This window comes from Priestia megaterium (genome assembly GCF_009497655.1).
GTDB classification, from domain to species: Bacteria; Bacillota; Bacilli; order Bacillales; family Bacillaceae_H; genus Priestia; species Priestia zanthoxyli.
In genome coordinates this window covers 336,316-359,736 of the sequence record NZ_CP023317.1, presented here as the reverse complement: position 1 = coordinate 359,736, position 23,421 = coordinate 336,316, and the positions used below count along the sequence as shown (strand labels likewise).

The following is a 23,421-nucleotide window of genomic DNA, read 5'->3' as shown; positions in this document are numbered from 1 at the left end:
ATGTGAATAATGTGGATAAAGTTGTGAATATCCTATACAATTCAGCAGTTAACTTCTTGTTAACCTGTGGATATCTTCTTTAGCACTTTCGTTTGTTTTAGTAACATGAAAGCTTTTGATATATTATAAGTATAATAATAAAAAGTAGGGGAACTTCCCCTACTTTTTTATGATTGGAAACAATATATCCACACTTGTTCCTTGATTTAACTGACTAGAAAATGTCATCTGCGCATGATGAGCTTTAATAATCCGATAGCTGACCATCAGCCCTAAACCTGTACCTTTTTCTTTTGTACTATAAAAAGGCTCACCTATCTTCGCTAACCGTTCAGGAGGAATACCTTGCCCTTCATCAGCAAGCTGCAGCCAAAGGTGGTTTTCTTTTGCTTTAATCGTAATATGAATACCCCCTCCTTCAGGCATTGCTTCGATAGAGTTTTTAATAATATTAATAAATACTTGTTTTAACTGATTTTTATCTCCATATACCTGCGGTAATTGCTCATCCCTTTCAAATATGAAAGCTACCTTTTTTTCTACTGCTTCAGGTTCAAGAAGCGAGCACACTTCTTGAACAAGCGCTTGCATATTCAAGGGTTCAACATTCATAACCTGAGGTTTTCCTAACATCAAAAATTCTTCTACGATTCCATTCATTCGTTCTAATTCAGTTTCCATGATATCTATATACAAAGCATCTTTGGGATTTTGTTCTTTTAATAAGTGAACAAAACCTTTTAAAGAAGTCAAAGGATTTTTGATCTCGTGAGCAACTCCAGCTGCAAGTTCTCCTACAACGGCAAGCTTCTCAGAAGTTCTAAGCTTCTCTTCTGCTTTTTTACGCTCCGTAATATCTGTCGATACGCACAGCATTTGAATCACTTCCTGTTTTTCATTCATAATAGGAAGTTTTGCTGTTTCGACCCAGCGCCGGTTTCCTTTCGAATCTTTAAACTGTTCTTCTAATACCATCCCTTTTTGCGTACAGTTTGAAAACGTCCCTTTATATAAAAGATCTGATTGAAGGTTGAATTGATATTTATCAATTGGTTGTCCAATCAAGTCATCAGATTTTTCACCTAGCAGCATCGCAAAAGATTCATTAACAAGAATGAACTCCCTTTTTTGATTAATGGCATAAATATAGCTTGGATTAATGTCAATGACTTGTCTTAAAAACGTTTTTTGTTCCTGCAGCTGATTTTCTTTTTGCTGTAAATTTGCTTTAGAATGGCGTATATAGCTAATCATTTCATTAAACTGTTTAGATAAAGTACCGATTTCCCCCCGCTCAATTTCTCGTTCCGGAATTTTTTGATTAAAATTCCCGCGAGCTACTTGTCCCGCCAATTCATATAGTTTACGAATAGGATTCACAATTTGCCTTGCATATAACGCAGTAAAAAAAGAAAGTAGTAAAATTGTAATACCTGAAACGGTCCAAAGCGTTTTTTCAAACGTTTCATAAGGCCTGTAAATTTCTTCAACGGGTAATTCAGCGACAATTCCCCAATCCAAAACAGGAATATATTCAAATGACGCAAAGAAGTACTTACCTTCGGTGTTCACAACGCGCTGATATCCTGATTTATGATTCATCGTTTCCTGAACGATTTCATTTTCCCTGGCATTTTCACCGATTCTCTGTTTCTCAGGGTGTGAAATAATTCTACCATTGCGGTCTACAATAAACGTATAGCCGTTCTCTCCTATATCGAACGTTTGAAAAATGGATTGAAAGCTTTTATTTTCTTCAATGCGCAGCGCTAAATTTATAACTTTTTTTACATTTTGCTGCTCATCCAAAATAGGAATTGCCATCACCACAATGTAATGCTTTGTGTCTGCTGAAACGACATCGCTTAAATATATTTTTTTAGTTCGCAGCGCTTCTTGAAAATATTTTCTTTTACTTAAGTTCACGTGCTTCATACTCTTTAAATCATCTGGGTAATAATGCTCCACATACCCTTTTGTATTAAAAATGGTTCCGCTATCGATATACGGTGAAATATTAACTATTTTCTGCAGTTCTTTGTCTATCTCTTGTTCATCATCTGATAAAAAAATAGGATCTTGCTGTACCTCGTCGCCCAAGCTCCAAATATCTTTAATAACGATGTTAATTTGCTCTTTCATTCTCTTGACGGTTTTATCAGTTACCTGTCGATATTGATCTTGAGAAATATTAGGCAGCATCACTCTTGAAACTATAAACATTAGCGTCAGTACGGTACAAATAAGAAGCACATTAATCGTGAAGATTTTCCAAAACGTATGAGATTTAAACCATTTCATGTTTGTTCACCTTAATTCAATGAAGTCTACCTCCATTGTACTGCAAAATGAAAACTTTTCCATGTAAATGATAGAATTCCACCTTTAGACATAGAAGAAAAGCATTTGGTTCTACATTACTATCAGAAAACTATGAGCTTTTTCACTGCATTTTCTTCATACAGTAGAAATCAATTATTTATCTTCCAATAAAAAGACCCCATCACGAAATGATGAGGTCACCCATTTACTATTTCTTCTTCCTTCTAGCCCCGTAAAAACCAAATAAGAGAATAAACCAAACGGGTGTCAACAATAAGGCTGGGCGCGTCGCATCAGAAAACAGCATAATAATAAGAATCACTGCAAACAACGCTAGCACAACATAGTTTATAAATGGTGTTAACGGTGCTTTGAATGTTGATGCTGCATGCAGCTGCGGACGTGTTTTTTTATATCTTAGATGGCAAATCAAAATGATACTCCACACCCAAATGAAACAAATAGCGCTGATGGTTGTTACGATGCCAAAAGCTTGATCTGGTATCAGTTTGCTTAACAAAGCTCCCGCCGAGATAACCAGCGTAGATACAAACAATCCGTTGCTTGGTACGTGGTTTTTGTTCAGTTTTGCAAACGTAGATGGCCCTTGGTCATTTTTACTTAAGTTATATAAGATACGGCTCGTTGAAAACATTCCGCTATTACAAGCAGAAGCGGCTGAAGTTAATACAACAAAATTAATAATTCCAGCAGCAAGCGGAATTCCGACTAAACTAAAGGTTTTAACAAATGGGCTTTCTGCTGCATTCAATTCCATCCACGGGTTAATAAATAAAAGGACGATAAGCGCTCCAACATAGAAAAATAAGATTCGCAGCGGAATTTTATTAATGGCCGATGGAATATTTTTTTGGGGATTTGATGTTTCTGCTGCCGATACCCCAACCAATTCAACCCCGACGTATGCGAAAATAACCATTTGGAATGAAAGTAAGAAACCTGAAACACCGTTTGGAAACAGTCCTCCATGATTCCAAAGATTTTGAACCGTAACGGATCCTGCATCTGTTTTAAATCCGATTACCAGTAAAATAACGCCAATAACAATTAACGCAAGAATCGTAATAACCTTTATTAAAGCAAACCAAAACTCTAATTCTCCAAATAATTTTACGGTTAATAAGTTAAGTCCTAATAAAATGATTACACAAATAAGTGCAGGAATCCACTGAGGAATATTGAACCAATATTTCACATATACGCCAACGGCAATCACATCAGCCATAGCTGTCATGATCCAGCAAAACCAGTACGTCCACCCTGTGACAAATGAAGCCCATGGTCCAAGATACTCTTCAGCAATATCTGTTAACGATTGATAACCTGCTTTAGACAGCAGTAGTTCTCCTAGCGCTCTCATCACAAAGAAAAGCGCAATACCCACAATTAAATAAGCAAAGATGATAGAGGGACCTGCAAGCTGTATGGCTTTACCAGAACCTAAAAATAATCCCGTCCCAATGGTTCCTCCAATCGCGATTAGCTGAACATGACGATTGGATAAATCCCTCTTTAATTCTCGTTGTTCCAACTCTAACTCCTCCTAACAATAAAACCTTTGATACGATCGTGCGAACTACAAAATAAAGTCCAATAAAAAAAGAGATTGGATGCGCTCCAATCTCATGGTCATAAGAATAACAAATATTATGGTACATGCTACCAATTAGTAACATACCAAATAAATATCCGGTACTCTTCTGTCCTTTTGCCTGAGATTGTGAACCCTTCGGCGTCGCGAAACTATCGCGATCTCTCCAGAAGCTGCTCCTGCTATAGTGTGATCCATAGCAATCATAGCTTTCTACGTATTAAATTTTTCGATCAAGATAATGACTGTCGAATAGTTGTTTATTCTAATACCAGTTGGATGCTTTGTCAACAAGAAAGATGACTTTCATTTATTTACCTTCTTCGAAAGAAGGTAATGAAACAGGTTCAATCGTCAACTTAGTATCCTTTTCTACATGCTACCTGAGTCCCTGCGGAAACCTAAATACGTTAAATGGATCGTACTTTTTATTTACTCTTTCTAACCGCTCTGCGTTGTCTCCAAAATACTCACGCTCATAGTTTCTAAGGTTGCTGATAGGGAAATTCACATAGGAACCTACCGTAATACTTTTAATATATTCAAATCGCTTGCGAAGCCATTCTCTGTTTGCGCTTGCAAACGCATCGTCTGTCCACACGGATTGAAAGCCCAGAATATATCTGGAGTTTCTGTAAAAGAAGGCTGTTTCTCTTTTACCAACACTGCGAATTTCTCCTCCTAGTGCATAAAAAGAAATCGCGGCGTAAACGGACCCTTCCGCTGGACGCTGTATGAGATCTGCAAGATTTTCAAGCTCGCCAACTGAATAACTTCTTTGCACAAATCTTCCCGTTGACTTAAATTTTTCAGACGGAGGATAGGTTGCTTCTATCTTTTGTACCGCTTCAAGAAAAGATAATGACTCTAGCTCGACTCGGAACCCCTCCACCTCTGCAAAAGGCTGCAAGATCTTTCGAGCTCTTTCTGGAGATCCGTAAAAGAAGCCGTTCGCAAATATGCCCAATCCTTCTCCTTCTGCATTATAAAAACTGGCAACTAGCGTCATACGTTTGTCCAGTTCAGGCAGCCAGTTTTGCCATATATTCATCACTTGTGCCTGTTTTTCCTTTGTAGTACCTACATAAAAGAACCGAACGAGCGTCACAGAGCGGTTCGCTGGCTTTGGAAGCTGAAACGTCATGCTTACTACAACGCCAAAATTACCGCCACCGGCACCTCGGCATGCCCAAAAAAGATCAGCGTTACACGATTGGTTTGCCTTAATGAGCTTTCCTTCATAATTGACCAATTCTAGCTCCATCAAGCTGTCACACCCTAATCCGTAAAGTCTGCTCGAAAGCCCCCAGCCGCCTCCGAGCGTAAAGCCTGATACACCAACAGTCGGACACGTTCCTCCTGGAAACACATATCCGTTCGAACCGATGAAATCATACACTTCCGTATTCTTTGCTCCCGCTTCCACCTTTAAGATGTTCCGTTTCCTATCCAACTTCAACGCGTTTAACCGACTAATATCAATGACTAAAACACAGTCACCTGTAGAATACCCTTCATAATGATGACCGCCAGATCAAATCCGAATCTCTACACGATGCTTACGTGCCCAGTGGATCGCATTTACAACATCCTGCTTTTTTTCACAGTACACAATCACAAGCGGAAATTTATCAATAGCGCGATTCCATTCCTGACGAGCTTCCTCATAAATGGGGTCTTTCGGCGTTACCACTTTACCTGTAAGCCCTTTCAAAAACATTGAGTCCATTTGACCTCTGCCCCTCTGTATATACTTTTTAGTAGTTTTATTACTATAGTATTCTTGGGGTGGTTGAGGGTTTGGGTTTTCAAGACTAGATTGGCGTTTATCATCTCTATAAAAAATGAAATATAAGTACTAATAAAACTTCTTTTCGGTGCTCCGATGCTTTCTAAAACATAACTTTCCAATAATTCAAATTAGATATATTAGAATATTTTTTCTTCCAACAAGAGTCCACTTCAAATAAAAAAAGAGCAGAACCAAATCTGCCCTTTACTCTTCATCTATTTATTTCTTTAACGTCAAACTCACCACATTCTCCACGTGCGCCGTATGAGGGAACATATCAACAGGCTGAATGTAATCAACGTTATAAGCCTTCGACAGCTGCTGCACATCTTTCGCTAATGTGGATGGATTACAAGAAACGTAAACCACTTTCTTTGGCTTTACTTGTAAAATTGTTTTTAGAAGCTTGTCATCACAGCCTGTTCGCGGCGGGTCAACAACGATAACGTCTGGCTTCCAGCCTTCTTTTACCCACTGCGGCATCCATTTTTCAGCTGGACCTGTCACGTATGTGGCATGTTCAAATCCATGATCTTTGGCATTTTTTCTCGCGTCTACAATGGATTCTTCAATCGTGTCCATTCCGCGAATTTCTTTGGCATCTTTAGCAAGCCATAAGCCAATCGTCCCTACTCCGCAGTAAGCATCTACGATTTTTTCACTGCCTGTTAGCGCAGCTGCTTTTTTTACTTCGTCATATAGCTTCACCGTTTGAAGAGGATTCAGCTGGAAAAATGCACGCGCTGAAAGTTCGAATGAGATATCACCTAACGTTTCTTGAATCACCGATTTTCCAGCGAGCGTAAACGTTTCGTCTCCAAAAATAAGCGATGTTTTTTGGCCGTTTACGTTTTGTACGAGCGATTTCACTTCCGGCAGGCGGCGCTGAATTTCTTTCATCAGCAGCTCTTTTTTCGGAATTTCTTTTTTAGCCGTGATTAAAACAATTTGCACTTCACCCGTTTCAAATCCTACTCGAGATACGATAGTACGCACAATTCCACGGCGTTTGCGCTCGTTGTAGATAGGGATTTGAAGGTCTTGTAAAATTCGTTTTATTTCTTTTGTCACGTGATTTGTAGCTTTATGCTGAATGGGACAGTTTTCAATATCAATCAAGCGGTGAGAATTCAGTCCATACAAACCAGCAATGACTTTTTGTTTGTCCACGCCGACTTGAAACTGAGATTTATTACGGTAGCGCCACGGATCTTCCATACCAATCGTTTGGCGAGTTTTTTCCTCTACTTTTTTTAATGAACTGTGACGTTCGAACGCTTGCAGAACAATATCCCGCTTGGATTCTAGCTGACCTTCATAAGATAAGTGCTGAAGCTGGCAGCCTCCGCACTGGTCGTAAATCGGACAGGGTGCTTCTACGCGATGAGGAGATTTTTTGCGAATTCGCTTGATTTTCCCTTCGGCAAACTTATGCTGAACATTTGTTGCTTCTACAACCACTTCTTCATTCGGTAATGCTCCCGGTACAAAGACGACTTGGCGCTTAAAATAGCCTACGCCTTCTCCATTAATACCGAGTCTTTTTATCGTCAACGGAAACGTTTGTCCTTTTTGAACTTTCATTTCAGTTTTTGGTTTATTCATGAGACCAACTCCGATTAGTTTAAATTCTTTATATAGTTATTAACGGTCTTTAACTGCTTAAAACCTATTGGACCGTATCGCTTTAAAAAAGACATCAACGCATATTATAACACTTCAACAGCAAAAAACCGACAGGAGAAACATTCCCGTCGGTTTTTATCTTTATTTCGTTTTAGAAGGACTTTTTTTCAATTGTTTACGTTCGTTCATTAAATCATCAATACTTTTAAACGTATAGCCCTGCTTTTTTAAATCCACAATCGCTTGATCTAACGCATCTGCGTTATCCTTTGAAACGGTATGCAGAAGCATGATCGCACCTGGATGTATTTGAGTCATCATATTGTCGTATGAGTAGCGCCAGCCTTTTTGTTCATTCACTTTCCAGTCAACAAATGCTAGTGACCAAAATACATTCGTATAGCCTTCTTGCTTTGAAAGAGCTAGCGTTCGTTCGCTAAATACACCTCTAGGTGAGCGGAGATACTTCATTTCATCACGACCGGTAATATTCTTGTATTCATCTTTTACTTTTTGCAGCTCTTCTTTAAAACGTGCATCATCCACTTGAGTTAAGTCAGGGTGATGCCATGAATGATTGCCGACAATATGCCCTTCTTTTACCATTCGCTTAATTAGCTTAGGCTCTTCTTTTAAATAGTGTCCTGTTACAAAAAACGTCGCAGGAACCTTTCTTTTTTTGAGCACGTCTAATACCTGCGGGGTATAACCATTTTCATAACCGTTATCAAACGTTAAATAAATATTTTTTTTAGTTGTATCGCCGAGGTAAAACGCATCATACTTAGCAAGAATGTGTTCATAAGCTGTACCTGCGGATGCGGGCTTGTGATTTTTACTTTTTTGAAATCCCCAGCTGATCGGAGTGTTTGGATACATTTGTGCTTCAACAGATGCTAGGCCTGTTGACATCACGAATAAAAAAACGAGAAAAAAGGTGAACCGGCGCATAAGAAGCTCCTTTCGGAAGTCATTTTACGCTTAGTATCCACTCAATTTTCTCGTTCATGAACGTTACTTTTTACCATACGCTCCGGACGTATGTTTATTTAAATACCGGTTCTTTAAATTGCTCAAGCTTTTCAAATGAAGACTTGTCTACATCTGCATGCAAGCTGTTTCCGTGTGAATCCATCGTCACTACAGCTGTAAAACCTTCTACTTTTAAATGCCACATTGCTTCAGGAATACCGAACTGCATCAAATCAACGCCTTCTACGCTCTTGATACAATCAGCATAGTACTGCGCAGCTCCTCCGATAGCATTTAAGTACACACCGCCGTGCTCTTGAAGAGCAGCAAGCGTTTTAGGACCCATACCGCCTTTACCGATAACCGCGCGGATACCAAATTTCTTCATAATATCTCCTTGGTAAGGTTCTTCACGGATACTTGTTGTTGGTCCTGCAGCGGTTACGTGCCATTTTTCATCTTCATCTTTTAACATAACCGGGCCACAGTGATAAATGATTTGTCCATTTAAATCAATTGGCGCATCGTGGTCTGTTAAATGTTTATGAATAGCGTCGCGTCCTGTGTAGATCATACCGTTGATGCGCACTACGTCACCAACTTTTAATTCACGAATTTGCTCTTCTGTAATAGGTGCTTGTAATACAACTTCTTTTGTTTCATCCGCATTTTGTTTCTCTTCTGCACCTGCATTTTTATTAAAATCTACTTCTTCGCCTTCTTGATACAGCCACTCTTGAACGCTTCCTGTATCAGCGTTGATTTTAATACCTAAGCGACGGTAAGCCCAGCAGTTATACGCAACTGACACATAGAAGCTAGCAGGAATACGATTGATTACGCCGACTTTACAGCCAAGTAATGTCGTTTCTCCGCCAAAGCCCATTGTACCGATTCCTAACTTATTAGCATTTTCCATTACATACTCTTCTAATTCTTTCAGCTGAGCGTTTGGATTTTCGTCATCTAAGTTTCGGAACAGCTGCTCTTTTGCTAATTCATAGCCTGTTGTACGGTCGCCACCGATTCCAACACCAATGACGCCGGCGCTACAGCCTTGGCCTTGCGCTTGGTATACTGAGTGCATCACACATTTACGAATACCGTCTAAATCACGACCAGCTCGGCCTAACCCTTCTACTTCACAAGGCAGGCTATACTGAATGTTTTTATTTTCACAGCCGCCGCCTTTTAAAATAAGACGCGCATCAATATAGTCATTTTCCCACTGTTCAAACTTAATAACCGGCGTGCCTCCGCCTAAATTATTACCGCTGTTTTCTCCCGTTAACGAATCTACAGAATTAGGGCGAAGCTTTCCGTGCTTTGTTGCTTCTTCAATTGCCCAATAAATCGCTTCTTTAATTTGAAGCTGATTCACTCCTACAGGGGTTTTAATTTTAAATGTTGGCATACCTGTATCTTGACAAATTGGCGATAAATTATCATCCGCCATCTTAATATTATTGGTAATGGTCGCTAAAGACATTGCTGCACGCGTTCCTGCATTTTCACGCGCTTTTGCCTTTGCGATAGCACGTCGAACGTCTTTTGGCAATTTTGTAGATGTTTCAACAATTAAATCGTACATGCTTTGTTTTAAAGCTTCAATCATCACTTAATTCCTCCCATATCCCGCTAATGTATGTATTTATCTATCTGTCGTACAACTTTCAAAATTTATTATACTCCTTCAAAAATTGTTTCGAAAGACCTTTATAGGAGGATTTCTACTTCAAGCAAAAAAGCGCTAGTCTTTCTAGCGCTTTTTTCTTCTTCATTCTTTATCTTTTTTAAACTGCTCACATTTTGCTTCTAAGTCATCAATCATTGTAATCAAACGGTCAATATCTTCTAGATCTGTGTTTTCAGGCTCCATAGAGTCTAATACATGTACAAACATATTTAAACGATCTTTTAAATAACGTACTTGTGAATCTTTATCTCGAACGGCGTTTCCCATTTTAAACCCTCCTGATGTAGCTTTTCATTCGTATTTCCTTATATCCTAACGAATACTTTCATATTTGACAACTAAAAGCAATAAAATCCATAATAGTCACTGGTGTCCGTTTTGAATGGGACGTATAATTTAGTCTAGCAGGACGGACCGTGAGATGTTTTCATCATCATTTCACTTTACGGAAAAATAAAAGGAGTTTTTTTATGGCCACTTTACAACGAATTACCCCGGAATTCGATCCGTGGGAAGCGTATTTAGATATGAAACAATATGGCAAACCGACGCTCACAAACGTTGAATTTACAACAACGACGCTTTGTAATATGCGATGTGAGCACTGCGCAGTTGGATATACGCTGCAGCCAAAAGACCCAAACGCACTGCCTCTTGATTTAATTTTAAAACGTCTCGATGAAATTCCAACACTTCGAGCGTTAAGCATCACGGGCGGAGAGCCTATGATGTCTCTATCTTCTGTGAAAAATTATGTGGTGCCTTTATTAAAGTATGCACACGAACGAGGTGTCCGTACACAGATTAATTCAAATTTAACATTAGATCTTGCTCGTTACGAACAAATCATTCCTTATTTAGATGTTTTACATATTTCTCACAATTGGGGAACGATGGACGACTTTGTTGAAGCTGGCTTTGCAATGATGGAGCGAAAGCCTACTTATGAGCAGCGCGCCAAATATTTCGACCGTATGATTGAAAACAGCCGCGCGCTTGTAAAAGCAGGTGTAACGGTATCAGCTGAAACGATGTTAAATAAACGTACGCTTCCTCATATGGAAAAAATTCATCGTCAAATTGTGGATGAAATGCTTTGTCAGCGTCACGAAGTACACCCTATGTATCCAAGTGACTTTGCCAGCACCTTAGAGACATTATCTCTTCCTGAAATGCGTCAAGCGATTCATCACCTTCTTGATATTCGAGATGAAAATGTGTGGATGCTATTCGGCACGCTGCCGTTTTATGCATGCAGTAATAACGAGGAAGACTTAACGCTTTTACAGCGCTTGTATAGCAGTAAAAATGTAACCGTTCGAAACGATCCAGACGGACGTTCTCGCCTAAATGTAAATATTTTCGACGGAGATATTATCGTAACTGATTTTGGTGATACGCCTCCTCTTGGCAACATTCAAGATACAAAGCTTACAGACGCTTTTGATACGTGGCAGCAAAGCACAATTTCTAAAGAACTTAGCTGCCATTGTTCAGCGGTCTCTTGTTTGGGACCTAATATTTTGGTAAAAAACAGCTATTATCAAGATACTGATTTTAGCAAACTCCAAGCGAAGATTACAAAATAACAAAAAGAGATTCCACCACTGGAATCTCTTTTTTTGTTATCTCGGCTGATCGTAAGCCCCGAAACTTAAGGAGACATAATCTTGTACTGGAATCCATGCTCCAATTCCTTGAGAAGTTACATTTCTCACCACAATTGAACGCTTGCTGCCTTTTACCGTTACATATACTTCCCCATACGTTACTTTTCCCTTTTCACTTACAGCAGGCGTGTACGCATAGAGATAACCTACTTTTTTAGGAGCTACGTTATACACCTGGTCTTTTTTCGTTCCGGCACCTACAAACGTTTGAAATGATAAAGTGAGCTTTGTTTTTTTAGCTGCTTCAATTAGCATCATTTGTTTAACATGATCAGGCTGAGGCACTTTTGCCGTTAATCCGCCTTTTACATGGCTTTGATTTTCCTGACTGTACATCATTTTGTACTGAGTTTTTCCCGCTCTGTTATCATAATGATTCGTATTGATTCGCTGGTGCTGCCAGTTAACGTTTGTTTCTGTTGATTCATAATTTAACGGCCACTGTCCTAAAAAAATGGTTGCTCTGAATCCAATTGCCCATGGAGTTTTAGAAATGTTTGATTCATTTAATATACGAATTAAATCAGGGTTTTCAATTTTTACATTTGACGTTTCAATGAGCTCTTTTGTGAACTCACTCGGCTGCAAATAAGGCGTGTCTTGACTAGCATTTGGATACGTATTTTCTTTTGAAATATTTAAAGCTGAAGAAGGCACGTTGATGGTAGGCTGAGCTGTTTTTGCAATGGCGATCTTCGTTGAACATGAAAATGAAATAATGATGGTAAACACAAATAAAAGCAATTTACGTAACATCTAGAAACTCCTTTCAACATCGTTAATGAATGCAACCATAGTTTTTTCAAACATCCCCTGTTTTATCCTGAATACCAAAAGGGAAATTCTTCTATTCACTTACAAAAAAGAAACGTCCACATAAAGTGAACGTTTCTTTTTTAAATAAGATAAAAACCAATTCCCATAATAATATAAGCACCTAAAAGAGTTGCGCCTTCAAACCAGTTTGTATCTCCGTCATTAGAAATCGCAATCGTTAAAAATACGGCTGTTACCATCGCAATCAACTCAGGCCAAGTAAAAACAAGAGACATTTGGCTTTCGAACATTAGCGAAACAAGTACTAATATTGGTGCTACAAACATCGCTACTTGTAAAGTTGATCCAACAGCAATTTCAACAGCTACACCCATGCGATTTTTAACGGCCATAATAATAGCGGAAGCATGCTCTGCCGCGTTCCCAACAATCGCTACAATGATGACCCCGATAAACAGCTCACTCCAGCCAAAGCTTTCCGAGACAATTTCGATTGTGCTTACCAAGCTTTCGGATACGTAAGCCACCGCTAACGTAGACAAAAAGAGAACCGCAATCGCTTTCCACATTGACCACTCTGGCTCCTCATGTTCTTCCACTTCTTCACTTTTATGCTGATACACGCCTCGATGCGTGACCAGCTTAAAGAATAACGCCGCTAAGTATAAGATGATGAGAATAATGGAAATTCCGACACTTAGAGACATGGTCTTCGCTTCGTCCATTTCGCTAGCAAACACTTCAGGAATAACAAACGCAACGATAACAGCAAAGATCAATAATCCAGAATTATGTCTTGCATCATAGACATTAAATTCTTGACGCTTAAATTTAAGTCCCCCGATAAAGAATGAAAGACCGCCTACAAGAAGGAGATTTCCTAATACAGAACCGGTTAACGATGCAAGCACCACGGCTGTAAGGCCTTCTTTTAAAGCAAAAATCGAAATAATTAATTCTACAGCGTTACCAAAGGTAGCATTCAATAGACCGCCTATTCGAGGACCAGCTACAACAGCTAAGCTCTCTGTAGCTCTTCCCATAAAAGCTGCGAGGGCAATGATTGTTAAACAGTAAATAATAAACATAAGAACATCTGACCAGTGCATCATGTGCCCAATAACAGATAGCGGCACCCCAAGAATAACCGCTATCAGAAAAATCCGATTGATCATCGATATGTACACCTACCTTATTCATTTTTTTACAACAAAATCAATCATATCAAATTAATGGAATTTGTATAGACTCACCGTCAATGTTAGTATTTTTAACCTATTTTTATAAATGATAAACCTCTAATTGATTTTTGATTAAGATATTTAAAAATCAGCCAAACTACCAAGGATAATGAGATAGAATGAGGAGTGAAAAAATGAGTAATGATGTAAAAAATCAAATTTTATCGGTACTGGATGACTATACAATCGGAACGTTAGCTACGATTCAAGATGGAAAACCTTATTCACGCTTTATGATGTTTTTTCATGAAGATCTTGTGCTTTACACCGCCACCAATAAAGATACCCACAAAGTCGAAGAACTAGAAAAAAACCCTTACGTTCATATTTTGTTAGGCTATGATGGGCAAGGTTGGAGTGATCCGTATGTAGAGGTAGAAGCCAAAGTAAATGTAGAAACAAACGAAGAGTTAAAAAAGAAATTTTGGAATGAAAAGTTAAAAGAGTGGATTAAAAGTCCAGATGACCCAAATTTTTTGCTTCTTCAGCTGACTCCTGAACGCATGCGCTATTTTGATAAAGCCGGAAGCAAACCAAAAGAAATATAAAAGTGGACAATGTCCACTTTTATTTTATTTCGAAGGTTTCTGTCACTTCTATACTGTCAATAACCGACTGTAGCATTGAACAATTTTTTCGGGCTAGCTCAATCGATTTTTCAATTTTGTCTAATGGCAGGTCTTTTCCCGTGATGATATAGTGCAAATGAATTTTTTCGATTCGCCCCGCTTTTTCATCATTGCGCGTTACATCAGCTTGGATGCGTAAATCGGAAAAAGCGATTCTTTTTTTCTCTAGAATCTTTCTTAACACGCCTCCGCTGCACACGGCAATGGATGATGTCATTAGCTGATACGGACGAAAGCCATGCTCTTCATCTCCGGCGATATGTAGCTCTCCATAAGGAAAATCTGTCGTAAACCCCGCCTCTTTTTTCATGTTAAATTCCATTTTCTTCACTCCTTTCCTTCATTATAAACCGTTTTTTATATAACCAACTACTCTCACTATAGATCACTTGTTACACCGCGGTTTATTTCCGGGCACCATCACAATAAAAAAATCCGAACGAAGTTGATTCTTGATCAAGAATCAACTTCGTTCGGATCTTCCTTCAACTAATATACTTTTGTCCTAGCCTTTTGTATGACTCCGTATTAAATTAATTTTCCAGCGCGAATATCATCCGTCATTCCTTCGTAAGGCGCTTGAGCGATAACTTCCTCATTGTTTACTCCGACATTTGTGATGAATGTAATGTCAGCAAATTCGGGAACCACGTATTTCGGATATGTTTCGTATTTTTCACGGGATTCATGCATTAAATCAAGATAATCATTTTGATAGCACACGGTAATTTCAGGATGTTCATGTACCCATTTTGGGAAGAAAATAATTCCGTGCATGCGTTTTTCATCAGGCATAAAGTTCAAAGATACATCTGTCCCCGTTGGTTCAGTCCAAGATACTTTATATACACCTTCTGTTAATTTCACAATATCTACTTTTTGGTCACGAACCCATCGTCCTGCCACCATTCCGCTATGAATACGATAATCGATTGTATTTTCGTTTTTAATATAGATTTCATATTCCCATCCGTTTTCGTATGTGTAAATCATATGATTTCCAATAAATTTTTCCATGTCTATACCTCTCCTTTGATTTGATTTATAAAACTTCGTATATGTCTAGCACAACGCTTTCTGGGTTTCTTACAGCAGCGCCTATAAACATGCGGTCCTGTAACCACTTATACTTTGCACTTCCAGTTTCAAAGACAGGAATCGTACGAAAGTAAACGTGCTCTGGGGGTATAATTTCACCTTCAGCAGCCTGTTCTCTAAACTCTTCACTAACCTGACGTATTCCATTGTTTTCAATATAAATAAGTTCATCATCTTCTGTTTGAATGACATATCGTGCAGATAAATCGACGCGGCCATCCCAACGAATAATTTGAGAATCCGCTCCACTTGGAAGAATTAAGCCTTTTATTTCCCCGTCTGCAGTACCTGACTTAATGGGAATAAACTGTTTTTTTCCTAATCCTGTATGACCAATAACGACGGGTGTACCAACATTAATTGTGAATGTTGCTATTTTCTTCAGCCCTGGTTCTATCATAGCAATCACCTCTTAATTGTAAATAAAAACATGTAAATATTTACACGTTTTATTCTACTCCCCTTACATAAAGATGTCAAATGGACAGCACGGCCTGTTTATATCCTTGTCAATAAAGTGTTTTCCTTGTACGATTAAACAGTTGGATTGACAAAATATAGATAAAAAGAGGTTAAATGCTATGGGTGCTACTCATCAACAACGTTTCTGGATTTTAGTTAGCCTTGTCGCCATTTCTGGATTCAGCCAAGGCATGCTGCTGCCTTTAATTGCTATTATTTTTGAGAAAGATGGTCTTTCCTCTACTATAAACGGATTAAACGCAACTGGATTGTACCTGGGCATCTTATTTATTTCTCCTTTCATGGAAGCGCCGCTTCGCAGATACGGATACAAGCCAATTATCGCAGCAGGAGGACTTTTAGTTATTGTATCTTTAGCTTTGTTTCCCCTGTGGAAATCTGTTGTATTTTGGTTTGTGCTCCGTTTATTTATTGGAATAGGAGATCACGCGCTGCACTTTGGAACTCAAACGTGGATTACATCGTCTTCCCCTGCTGATAAAAGAGGTAGAAACATTTCACTGTATGGGCTCTTTTTTGGTATTGGTTTTGCTGTTGGTCCTTTAATGACGCCGTTAATTGAAATTAATCAAGCGCTGCCTTTTATGATTTCTTCTGCTCTATGTCTTCTAACGTGGGTATTTTTATTTTTGATAAAAAATGAATTTCCCCTTCAGGGAGTTGAGGTTAATTCATTAAAAGAAACGGCTAAGCGATTTTCTAAAGCGGCTAAATATGCTTGGATTGCTTTTTTACCGCCTTTTGGATATGGTTTTTTAGAGTCATCACTGAACGGCAGCTTTCCTGTATACGGTTTACGAATTGGATTGCAAGTAGAGTTTATTTCACTGCTGCTGACTTCCTTTGCAGTTGGAGCTATTGTGTTTCAGCTTCCTCTTGGCATACTGAGCGATAAATTCGGACGGAAATTGGTATTAGGATGGATTTTATCAATTGGAGCCGTGACTTTTTTTACAGCAAGTCTCTTGGAAGACACCGCTATTCCATTAGTAGCGTGTTTATTTATAGCAGGCATGGTTGTAGGTTCTACGTTTAGTTTAGGAATCAGCTATATGACGGATTTGATTCCTACTCGTCTGCTTCCTACAGGTAATTTACTATGCGGCATTGCTTTTAGTATCGGAAGCCTTGCCGGTCCTTACATAGGCGGTACTTTTATTCAGTTCTTTCATCATGTCAGCTTTTTTAATATTATTAGCGGGATGCTTGGCTTTATTTTTATCCTTCTTTTTGTATTCGGACAAAAAATGCCTATGCAGCAAAAAACAAGCGAGAACTTATAAGTTCTCGCTTGTTTTTAAACTTTTAGCGTCCGGTGCTGAAGAGCTGATTTTTCAATTTGTATCGTCGTATGCTCAATACCACAGTGATCGTGTACTAAATCAATGGCTTTTTGCAAAATCTGCTGACAATCTTTTTCATCTTCTACGCGCATATGACAGCTCAATGAGTCCAGTCCTGAAGTAATCGTCCAGATGTGTAAATCATGCACATCTTTGACTCCTTCAATGTTTTCAAGAAGGTTTTTTATTTCACTGTGATCCACTCCTTCAGGAGAGCCTTCCATCAAAATATGAACGCTATGAGCAAGCACGCCCCAAGCGCTTTTTAAAATTAATACAGACACAACTACAGAAATAATCGGATCAGCAATATACCATCCAAACAGCATCATAAGAAGTCCCGCTACAATAGCTCCAATAGACCCTAAAGCATCTCCCAATACGTGTAAGTAAGCGCTGCGCAAATTTACATTTCCTTTTACATCGCCTTGTCTCATAAGTGACCATGCGCTGATTAAATTAGCGAGTAAACCAACAGCAGCAATCAGCATCATGCTGCCGCTTGCTACAGACTGCGGCTCCAGTACGCGCTGATAGGCTTCATAAATGATAAACCCTGCTATTACAAACAGTGCCACTCCGTTAAAAAGAGCCGCTAATATTTCAAAACGATAATAACCGTACGTTTTTTTAGCCGACGCATCTCGGTTAGCAAACCATATGGCTACGAGGCTAAGAGCAAGTGAGCTTGTATCCGACAGCATGTGTCCGCTATCGGATAATAGCGCTAAACTATTTGTAAAAAGCCCTCCAACAAACTCAAGAACCATAATACCCGCGGTGATAATTAGTGCAATTAACAGACCTTTTTTGTTGCCTTCACGCTGTGTATCAAAATGGTGATGATGACCATGATGATGGTGGTGATGATCATGACTCATGCAAAGCCCCTCCTTCTAATTGTTATGTGCGCATTCTACGTGCTGAATCACTTGATGCAATATTCCAACCACGTGTTCATCATCGTACGTATAGAAATACGTATTCCCTTCACGGCGATATTTTACTAAACGTAAATGACGCAAGTGAGTTAACTGATGTGAAATAGCTGATTGTGAAACACCAAGCACTTCAACCATATGACCGACTGAACACTCTTCTTGAAATAGCAAATAGAGAATCTTCATTCTCGTAGGATCTGAAATAGCTTTTAGTATTCTTGATGCTTCTTCTACTGTTTGAGGTGATAAAAACGAATGTTCATCTTTTTTCATAACATCTCTCCGTTCATTATATGCAAGTATATGAGCATATGTTCATATATAAATTATAAAATACCTTTTTCTCTATAGTCAATTATTTACGTCTTTCAAAATTTTTTTGCCTATTTTAAAAAAAAATCCACACAAAATACTTTTTCTGTTATATAATACAATTAAATATAATAAACTGTATTAAAACAGATGGAGAGGAGAATAATAAATGAGCAGACAAGAACGTAAAAACATGATTACATTTATTGAAACAATGAAGGGGATCGACCGTGAAACCTTAATGTACATGACGGATGCCGATATCGAGCACATTTACACTTCCGCTTATAAATATTATGAAGAGCATTTAGATATGTAGTACGTTTTTTACAGAATGCAGACGTCCAGCTGCATTCTGTTTTTATTTTTTAAGCATTAGTTGTTACCTCCTTGCTTGTTCCGTGCTATACTATACTAAATATCCCAATTCAAAAGATAATAAATGGAAAAAGTGTGCTGCTATCGCTGAGATGGCAGCTTTCGTGCTTTTTTAGGGGTAATGATTGTGATTATTTTTCTCAATTATCGTTCAAGGAGGATTTGTATGGAAAATGCGTTACCTAAAAAACAAGAACAAACGCCGCAAACATCTTCTGCTGTCAACGTATTAAAAACACATGGTGAACTCATTGCTGCACTGTTGAGCGGAGTGCTTATTTTAGCCGGCTGGCTGATTTCAAAACAGCAGGATACAGCTGTATCTATTACGCTCTTTGTATTAGCTTATGTGATAGGTGGATTTGCTAAAGCAAAAGAAGGCATTGAAGAAACGATTGAAAATAAAGAATTAAACGTCGAAATGCTAATGATTATTGCGGCCATTGGAGCGGCTGTAATTGGCTACTGGACAGAAGGTGCTATGCTTATTTTCATTTTTGCACTAAGCGGTGCATTAGAAACGTACACCATGAATAAAAGCAACCGAGAAATTAGCGCCTTAATGAATTTGCAGCCGCAAGAAGCAACGCGGCTGATTGGAGACCAAGAAGAAATTGTCTCCATTTCAGATTTACAAATCGGAGACTTGCTGTTAGTTAAGCCGGGTGAACGAGTGCCATCCGATGGTATTGTTGTCTCAGGTCAAACAACGATTGATCAGGCGGCTATTACGGGTGAATCTGTCCCTGTACTAAAACAGCTCGACGATGAAGTATTCGCGGGCACGGTGAATGTGAAAGGCGCCATTACCATTAAAATGACAAAGCCAAGTGCTGAGACGCTGTTTCAAAAGATCATTCAACTTGTTCAAACGGCTCAAAGTGAAAAGTCTCCTTCTCAATTGTTTATCGAACGATTTGAAGGCACATACGTAAAAATTGTTCTATCGGTTGTGGCAGTTATGCTGTTTCTCCCCCACTATGTGCTTGGATGGAGCTGGACCGAGACATTTTACCGAGCAATGATTCTCTTAGTTGTAGCGTCTCCTTGCGCCCTAGTTGCATCTATCACCCCTGCTTCGCTGTCTGCTATTTCAAACGGAGCAAAAAAAGGAATTTTGTTCAAAGGCGGCGTGCATTTGGAAAGGTTAAGCCATTTAAGCGCAATTGCTTTTGACAAAACAGGCACGTTAACAAAAGGAAAGCCAGAAGTGACAAATGTTATTGTACGTTCTGATATAAACGAACAGGAATTTCTTATTAAAATAGCATCCATTGAACGTCAGTCTAATCATCCGCTTGCTCAATCCATTGTTGACTTTGTGAAAAACAAGCAGGAATTGACGCTCGTTCAGCCAGATTCACTTGAAGACGTTCCCGGATACGGTGTGATTGGGTCTCTTCAAGAAGATACGTGGAAGATAGGAAAAGCAGATTTTGTAGGTAAAGAAGAAGCAGCTGAATTTGAAAATGGGATTTCATCTACGCTTGCCAGTGAAGGAAAAACGATTGTGTACGCAAAAGACCAGCATGGTATTGTGGGATTGCTTGCGCTAAAAGACGTTGTACGAACAGAAGCTGTAGAAGCTGTTAAATCTCTGAAAGAGCAGGGTATTCATACCGTCATGATTACAGGAGACAGCGAAAAAACAGCCGAGGCCATTTCAAAAGAATGTGCCGTCGATGAATACATTGCAGAATGTTTGCCTGAAGCGAAAGTAGATAAAATTAAAGCGTTAAAAGAAAAATTCCCTACCGTTTCAATGGTGGGAGATGGCATTAACGATGCACCTGCTCTCGCTACTGCTAACGTTGGAGTAGCCATGGGAGAAGGAACCGATGTGGCACTGGAAACGGCAGATATTGTTTTAATGAAAAATGATTTATCAAAAATTTCGGATGCAGTAGCTCTTTCCAGACGAATGAACTCAATTGTGAAGCAAAACGTTATTTTTTCTATTGCCGTCATCTTTTTATTAATTTGTTCGAATTTTTTCCAAGTGCTTGATATGCCATTTGGTGTTATTGGTCACGAAGGCAGCACCATTTTAGTTATTTTAAACGGCCTTCGCTTGCTAAAATCTTGACGAAAAAAAGCCTAACGTATTTGTTAGGCTTTTTATTATGGAAATCAATGCCTTAATGGTAACCGTTTTGTCCATTTTGGCTGTTGCTTGTTTTATGCTTGGGCTGGCTCTTTTTATTTTGCTTTGTATTGCTTCCGTCTTTTTTCGTATGCTTTGTCATGATGTAAAACCTCCCTTTCACTTTGTTAGTATGCTCATATCTTGCGAATGATTTCATCCCAATTTGTGACTATGAAGATTTAACTCGACGGTCGTAGAAAATAGCGTTAATTTCTCCTCCAATAACGATAATCATACCTGATAGATACAGCCAAATAAGCAGGATAATAATTCCGCCCAAGCTTCCATATGTAGCTGTATAGTTATTGAAATGATTTACGTAATACGCAAACAGCATCGATACCACTGTCCACCCGACCGTAGCAAAAGCCGCTCCTTTTACAACATTTCGAATCAGCAGCTTTTTATTAGGAGCAAAGTAATACAACCCCGTAAAAACAGTAAACAAAATGAGACCGCTGATAATCCAGCGGGAGGCAGACCATAAAGCGAGAAAAGTTTCTGAAAATCCAAACGTAGACGATAAATAAAGACCAATCATATGACCGAAAACAGGAAGTAAAAGCGCTACAATAATAACAAATATCATCGCAAAAGTAAGGAGAACTGCCATGCCTCTCGCCACTAAAAACGGCCGATTTTCTTGTACGTGATACGCTCGGTTAAATGCCCTTACGATCGCATTAATTCCATTTGAAGCAGACCACATCGTGGCAATGATACCAAAGGATAATAGTTTTTCATTATGAGAACCAATGATATGAGAAACGTTGCTTTCAATCATGTGCAGCGTTTGCTGTGGCGCTACATTTTCGACCAAGTCAAGCAGATCTGTTGATTCCAATGGCAAAAATCCAATCAGCGTAATTAAGAAAATTAAAAAAGGAAATAGCGAGAGCAGCAAATAATAAGCCAATTCAGCTGATAAGCTGGGCAGCTCATCTCGATGAATGCGGCCCATGAGTTCTTTGCCAAACTTTACGATGTTATTTATGTATATTCCAGCCATATGTGCCTCCTTATTTATTTTTGTTCATCACCATACTTCTCTACAAATGCTTCTTTTGTATCGTTTACAATTTCCATCACCTGAGGGGTTGTTTCTTTTAACTTTTCTACTTTTCCTGCTACAAATGATACATCTTCAGAAACTTGCTCGATGGTCGTGCGGATCGTTTCATATTTCTCTTTCACAGTATCCGTTACAAGTTCAGGATGCTGAATAAGAGTTGTTGTTTTGTCTTTCAATTTTTTACTTCCTTGAATAACGGAACTTCTGGTTTCTTTATCAAATAAAGAAACAGCTCCTCCTATAATTGCTCCAATGACAATACCTTCTACTAGCTTATTTCGTTTACCCATTTGTCGTTTCTCCTCCGCTTTTTATTTTTTTAGTATCACTTATTCCGAGAAATGCTTCTCTATAATTTCGTCTAAAAGCGCCTTGCATCCTTCTTGAACTAAGTCATATACTTCGTCAAAATTTCCCGTGAAATAAGGATCAGGCACATCTTCAATATGTAAACCAGGCACAAAATCCAAAAGTCTTGCAATATAACCTGTTTTAGTATGTCCAGCCATTCTTCTCAGATTTCCTACATTTTCGACATCCATTCCAATAATATAATGAAATTTAGCTATATCCTCTTGAATCACTTGTCTTGCTGTTTGCCCTTTAAAATCAATGTTGTTTTTCGTTAAAATAGATTGCGTCCCTTCATGAGGAGGATTTCCTTTGTGCCAGCCTCCTGTGCCTGCAGAATCTACGTGAATTTGTCCTTGTAGCCCTTTTTTCTTCACCATATCTTTAAAGACCGCTTCTGCCATGGGTGAACGACAAATATTTCCCAAACAAACGAATAATACGTTAATCATAGTCTCGACTCCTTTCCCTTATTACAAACATTATATACAATCATTTTTAAACTAAAAAATAGTTTTCTTTTATTTATATCGTTTCCACTCTTCTGTGGATAAGAACCTGACATAAAAGTGTTCACACGATAAAAACATGTTACAATAAAAAAAACGCAACTGGAAGGATGAACAAAGTGGATTTATCAGTAAAATCTCCAGAGAATATTAAACATATGGTCGATAGCATCAGTGAAAAATTGCGCATGCTAAATATCGGAGCAATTAAAGCCGAAGCTTTTGACGAAGAAATGTATGAAGACTTAAAGTACTTATACGATATGGTAATGAGAAAAGATTCTTTTAGCCCAAGTGAAATGCAAGCGATCGCAGAAGAATTAGGTACACTGCGTAAACAAGCTTAATGACACCTCCGTCAATGACTAATAGCCATTGACGGTTTTTTCTACATTTTTTTCTATACATGAATGCTGCACCTTTTAGCGAGCAAATAAGAGTTAAATCGTTT

22 protein-coding genes, 1 pseudogene and 1 riboswitch are annotated in these 23,421 nt (G+C 38.6%); of the genes and pseudogenes, 6 read left to right on the top strand and 17 right to left on the bottom strand.

All coding sequences use genetic code 11. The features are described 5' to 3' along the window. Positions 1-159: 159 nt before the first annotated feature. From CEQ83_RS01885 to CEQ83_RS01855, 7 genes and pseudogenes are all read right to left on the bottom strand, one after another. Entirely contained in the window at positions 160-2,301 is a 2,142-nt protein-coding gene (locus CEQ83_RS01885; protein WP_028412439.1) for a PAS domain-containing sensor histidine kinase, read from the bottom strand. Positions 2,302-2,530: 229 nt separating this feature from the next. Continuing rightward, entirely contained in the window at positions 2,531-3,874 is a 1,344-nt protein-coding gene (locus tag CEQ83_RS01880) for an amino acid permease (RefSeq protein ID WP_028412440.1), read from the bottom strand. A 159-nt stretch (positions 3,875-4,033) separates the two neighbouring features. Continuing rightward, positions 4,034-4,114: riboswitch (glycine riboswitch) on the bottom strand. Between the two features lie 199 nt (positions 4,115-4,313). Next, positions 4,314-5,663: pseudogene (locus CEQ83_RS01875) on the bottom strand (FAD-binding oxidoreductase). Positions 5,664-5,945: 282 nt separating this feature from the next. Then, entirely contained in the window at positions 5,946-7,331 is a 1,386-nt protein-coding gene (gene rlmD, locus CEQ83_RS01870) for a 23S rRNA (uracil(1939)-C(5))-methyltransferase RlmD (protein ID WP_098999467.1), read from the bottom strand. Between the two features lie 162 nt (positions 7,332-7,493). Further along, a complete protein-coding gene (pdaA, locus tag CEQ83_RS01865; protein WP_028412443.1) occupies positions 7,494-8,303 on the bottom strand; it encodes a delta-lactam-biosynthetic de-N-acetylase in 810 nt (269 codons plus the stop codon). 94 nt (positions 8,304-8,397) lie between these two features. Further along, positions 8,398-9,939 carry a fumarate hydratase gene (locus CEQ83_RS01860; RefSeq protein WP_098627107.1) on the bottom strand — a complete coding sequence of 514 codons (1,542 nt, stop codon included), beginning with the start codon at positions 9,937-9,939 and terminating at the stop codon, positions 8,398-8,400. A 162-nt stretch (positions 9,940-10,101) separates the two neighbouring features. Next, entirely contained in the window at positions 10,102-10,287 is a 186-nt protein-coding gene (locus tag CEQ83_RS01855; protein ID WP_013081532.1) for an SE1561 family protein, read from the bottom strand. Between the two features lie 203 nt (positions 10,288-10,490). Here CEQ83_RS01855 and yfkAB point away from each other — a divergent pair, with 203 nt between their 5' ends. Then, positions 10,491-11,609, top strand: coding sequence for a radical SAM/CxCxxxxC motif protein YfkAB (gene yfkAB, locus CEQ83_RS01850; RefSeq protein WP_028412445.1), 1,119 nt, complete (start codon positions 10,491-10,493; stop codon positions 11,607-11,609). A gap of 36 nt (positions 11,610-11,645) precedes the next feature. Here yfkAB and CEQ83_RS01845 read toward each other — a convergent pair whose 3' ends face one another. Then, entirely contained in the window at positions 11,646-12,446 is an 801-nt protein-coding gene (locus tag CEQ83_RS01845) for a YfkD famly protein (RefSeq protein WP_028412446.1), read from the bottom strand. Between the two features lie 140 nt (positions 12,447-12,586). Beyond that, the gene (gene cax / locus CEQ83_RS01840; RefSeq protein ID WP_034263745.1) at positions 12,587-13,642 is read right to left on the bottom strand and encodes a calcium/proton exchanger; all 1,056 of its coding nucleotides are present in this window, start codon (positions 13,640-13,642) and stop codon (positions 12,587-12,589) included. A 200-nt stretch (positions 13,643-13,842) separates the two neighbouring features. On the opposite strand from cax, the gene CEQ83_RS01835 reads away from it, so the two are divergent. Continuing rightward, positions 13,843-14,256 (top strand): pyridoxamine 5'-phosphate oxidase family protein, encoded by a 414-nt coding sequence (locus CEQ83_RS01835; RefSeq protein WP_034263743.1) that lies wholly within the window; start codon positions 13,843-13,845, stop codon positions 14,254-14,256. A gap of 19 nt (positions 14,257-14,275) precedes the next feature. Here CEQ83_RS01835 and CEQ83_RS01830 read toward each other — a convergent pair whose 3' ends face one another. From CEQ83_RS01830 to CEQ83_RS01820, 3 genes are all read right to left on the bottom strand, one after another. Continuing rightward, the gene (locus CEQ83_RS01830) at positions 14,276-14,659 is read right to left on the bottom strand and encodes an OsmC family protein (RefSeq protein WP_034263756.1); all 384 of its coding nucleotides are present in this window, start codon (positions 14,657-14,659) and stop codon (positions 14,276-14,278) included. 206 nt (positions 14,660-14,865) lie between these two features. Further along, positions 14,866-15,354 carry a phenolic acid decarboxylase gene (locus CEQ83_RS01825; protein WP_048021570.1) on the bottom strand — a complete coding sequence of 163 codons (489 nt, stop codon included), beginning with the start codon at positions 15,352-15,354 and terminating at the stop codon, positions 14,866-14,868. A gap of 25 nt (positions 15,355-15,379) precedes the next feature. Beyond that, the gene (locus CEQ83_RS01820) at positions 15,380-15,835 is read right to left on the bottom strand and encodes a DUF3237 domain-containing protein (RefSeq protein WP_028412450.1); all 456 of its coding nucleotides are present in this window, start codon (positions 15,833-15,835) and stop codon (positions 15,380-15,382) included. Between the two features lie 181 nt (positions 15,836-16,016). Here CEQ83_RS01820 and CEQ83_RS01815 point away from each other — a divergent pair, with 181 nt between their 5' ends. Further along, entirely contained in the window at positions 16,017-17,201 is a 1,185-nt protein-coding gene (locus CEQ83_RS01815) for an MFS transporter (RefSeq protein ID WP_098999466.1), read from the top strand. A 14-nt stretch (positions 17,202-17,215) separates the two neighbouring features. On the opposite strand, the gene CEQ83_RS01810 is transcribed toward CEQ83_RS01815, so the two are convergent. Both CEQ83_RS01810 and CEQ83_RS01805 read right to left on the bottom strand, forming a co-directional pair. Beyond that, complete coding sequence (locus CEQ83_RS01810; protein WP_098999465.1) at positions 17,216-18,142, bottom strand: cation diffusion facilitator family transporter; 927 nt, start codon at positions 18,140-18,142, stop codon at positions 17,216-17,218. A gap of 15 nt (positions 18,143-18,157) precedes the next feature. Next, entirely contained in the window at positions 18,158-18,475 is a 318-nt protein-coding gene (locus CEQ83_RS01805) for an ArsR/SmtB family transcription factor (protein WP_098999464.1), read from the bottom strand. Between the two features lie 208 nt (positions 18,476-18,683). Here CEQ83_RS01805 and CEQ83_RS01800 point away from each other — a divergent pair, with 208 nt between their 5' ends. Then, positions 18,684-18,833: a BH0509 family protein gene (locus CEQ83_RS01800; protein ID WP_013055132.1), complete on the top strand. Its 150-nt coding sequence runs from the start codon at positions 18,684-18,686 to the stop codon at positions 18,831-18,833. Positions 18,834-19,058: 225 nt separating this feature from the next. Next, entirely contained in the window at positions 19,059-20,978 is a 1,920-nt protein-coding gene (locus CEQ83_RS01795; RefSeq protein WP_028412454.1) for a heavy metal translocating P-type ATPase, read from the top strand. A gap of 229 nt (positions 20,979-21,207) precedes the next feature. Here CEQ83_RS01795 and CEQ83_RS01790 read toward each other — a convergent pair whose 3' ends face one another. Genes CEQ83_RS01790 through CEQ83_RS01780 form a run of 3 tightly spaced genes read right to left on the bottom strand, consistent with a single transcriptional unit; the run spans position 21,208 to position 22,913 of the window. Continuing rightward, positions 21,208-22,047, bottom strand: a complete 840-nt coding sequence (locus tag CEQ83_RS01790) for a YihY/virulence factor BrkB family protein (RefSeq protein ID WP_034267022.1) — start codon at positions 22,045-22,047, stop codon at positions 21,208-21,210. A gap of 14 nt (positions 22,048-22,061) precedes the next feature. Next, the gene (locus CEQ83_RS01785; RefSeq protein ID WP_013055129.1) at positions 22,062-22,400 is read right to left on the bottom strand and encodes a hypothetical protein; all 339 of its coding nucleotides are present in this window, start codon (positions 22,398-22,400) and stop codon (positions 22,062-22,064) included. 39 nt (positions 22,401-22,439) lie between these two features. Further along, entirely contained in the window at positions 22,440-22,913 is a 474-nt protein-coding gene (locus tag CEQ83_RS01780) for a low molecular weight protein-tyrosine-phosphatase (RefSeq protein WP_028412456.1), read from the bottom strand. 176 nt (positions 22,914-23,089) lie between these two features. Here CEQ83_RS01780 and CEQ83_RS01775 point away from each other — a divergent pair, with 176 nt between their 5' ends. Then, positions 23,090-23,317 (top strand): DUF1128 domain-containing protein, encoded by a 228-nt coding sequence (locus CEQ83_RS01775; protein WP_013055127.1) that lies wholly within the window; start codon positions 23,090-23,092, stop codon positions 23,315-23,317. Positions 23,318-23,421: the final 104 nt, after the last annotated feature.